This window comes from Pseudomonadota bacterium, assembly GCA_026388315.1.
GTDB lineage: Bacteria > Desulfobacterota > Syntrophorhabdia > Syntrophorhabdales > Syntrophorhabdaceae > MWEV01.
This window is the reverse complement of sequence record JAPLKA010000007.1, coordinates 1-2,041: the sequence shown is the minus strand read 5'-3', so window position 1 is coordinate 2,041 and position 2,041 is coordinate 1. Positions and strand designations below refer to the sequence as shown.

The following is a 2,041-nucleotide window of genomic DNA, read 5'->3' as shown; positions in this document are numbered from 1 at the left end:
TTATCATTAGGATCATCATGGGTGTCGGACCATCCCTCTCAAACACGCTCATTGCGCTCCGGCGGCTTCAATCGCTCGCGTTCGGCTTCGGAACTTTTGCATACGCAAAAGACCAAGCTTCCTCGCCTCTCGACGGTTTGCTCCGGGATACCCCGACACCTTCCTGATGACATATTTGGGTTTAGTTTTTAGGATGTCCCTATGTCTCCATGACAAATCCGAAATTGCCATCCAAATCCTTTCGGGAAGTTTTAAGAGCTATAACGTGCAAGACATCGTAATTATTGACTTTAATACTATTTGAGCAGTTGCCGACACTGTGTCGGCAATTTCCTTGGATAGGTCTCCGCTCCTTCGGCCTGCGGCTGTCTTTCACTTTTCACTATTAACAATAATACTGTATCTCGTTCCTCGTATCTCGTTTTTCCACGCTTTACGCATAACGCTTCACGGGTTTCTTCATACCTGTGGTGGCTTTTTCTTCTCCGGAGCAGGTTCAGGGGCAATCGGTATCCGCAGTTCCACTAAAGCACAGAAAACATGCAGTTCATCAAGAAGCGTCACAAGGTCGGGCTTTGTGTATGTTGCAAAGCCCATCTCAATGCGTAATTCAAAGGATCGTAAGCCGGCAATCTGCTTCTTCATAGGTAGGGGCTTTGTTTTGCCAGGGTCCGGTTTGGCTTTTTTGTATGCAGTGAGCAGATTATTCAGGGTGGCATTAGTAACGGGTATCTTCATGATGGCCTCAAAGATCTTGTCACGATCGGGACAATCGAGGTTGGCAGCAAAAATATACCCCTGCGAAACAGGGAGATTTCCTGCTCTGATTGCTACCTGAATTTCAGGAGATAGTTTTAAAAGTGAAAGCGTGCGAAGCAACGTCCTTGTTGACTTTGCAGAGATTTTAGCGATTGCCGACACTGTGTCGGCAATTTCCTTGGAAAGGTCTTCGGGTCTCCTATCATAACTCACCAATTCACTCATAACCCCATCCAGATCGTATCCCTTATCGGGGTGTTTCGCTTGAATATATGCCAATATCCCCTTTGCCTGATCTATTGGATTGAAGTCTTCTCTCTGAAGGTTCTCCGTCAGTTGATAAGCAAGGATTTTATCCTTCTGAGTTACTGCATCGATGATTCGAACGGGAATGGATGTGAGCCCCAACTTCTGGGCAGCAAGATAACGGCGTTCTCCGCAGAGGAGCAAGTATTTGCCGTCTTTCGGTGTCACAAGGACAGGTTCTAAGATACCCCTGTCTTTAATCGATTCCATAAGGGCTTTGAAGGATTCACTCTCCGTATCGATGCTTGAGCGAATCTGTTCTTCCACTATAATGTCTTCAAGAGGCAGGTGCATAAATTCCGGACTCTCAACTGTTTTCTTTGTTGCCATATCGTTTCCTCCCCTTTTTTAGTGTTTTTGATTGCCTTTATAGCTTAGTAATTACACCCTTTATTGTAAATAATATTGTAAATCTGTCAAGTTTTTTAATTTGGAGTTTCCCGACTTTTCTCATTTGATATGGCCGGAACACTGTTGCGGCTTCGCCGTTGAACCTTTACCCTCGCTGCTCCGCTGCGCGCGCTTTACCCATGCAACGACTCACTTCCGCTCAATCTTCAAGCTTGCCGCTGGGCTTCGAACAAATCAGATTGGCCTAACCGCGGCCTGGCCGCAGGCACATTTCAGCTTATCAGCAGGGTGCTCAAGGAAGCTTGAAGTCGCGACTCGGGAAAAGTTCTTCCGGGATACTATGAAAAGAGTTCTTTGGGCAACAGGCCGGTAATTACTCACAACAAAGTGTTGACTGTTGAAGATGCTCAGGGATAAATGATTACCAGAAGAAACTGAGGGTAACGTGGAGTTGCCCCTATCAAACCGGTTGGAAGCTTCGCAGTGGGTACTGTCAACATAATTGTGTAAATTTTTTATAGAGGGGCAAATTAGGACGTACCTTCCCTATTTTCGTTGTTCTCCAGTTCATCTCCATCTTCAGTGAGATAAATGCCAGGAGCAGGTAACAGGCATTCTCTCCGGC

At 46.1% G+C, this 2,041-nt stretch carries 1 protein-coding gene; it reads right to left on the bottom strand.

Features of this window, described 5'->3' with window-relative positions:
• Positions 1-459: 459 nt before the first annotated feature.
• Positions 460-1,395 carry a ParB/RepB/Spo0J family partition protein gene (locus tag NTX75_00290; GenBank protein ID MCX5814668.1) on the bottom strand — a complete coding sequence of 312 codons (936 nt, stop codon included), beginning with the start codon at positions 1,393-1,395 and terminating at the stop codon, positions 460-462.
• Positions 1,396-2,041 lie beyond the last annotated feature (646 nt).

Coding starts and splice junctions, on each gene's coding strand:
- NTX75_00290 (MCX5814668.1), bottom strand. CDS start 1,395: ATGGCAACAAAGAAAACAGTTGAGAGTCCGGAATTTATGCACCTGCCT.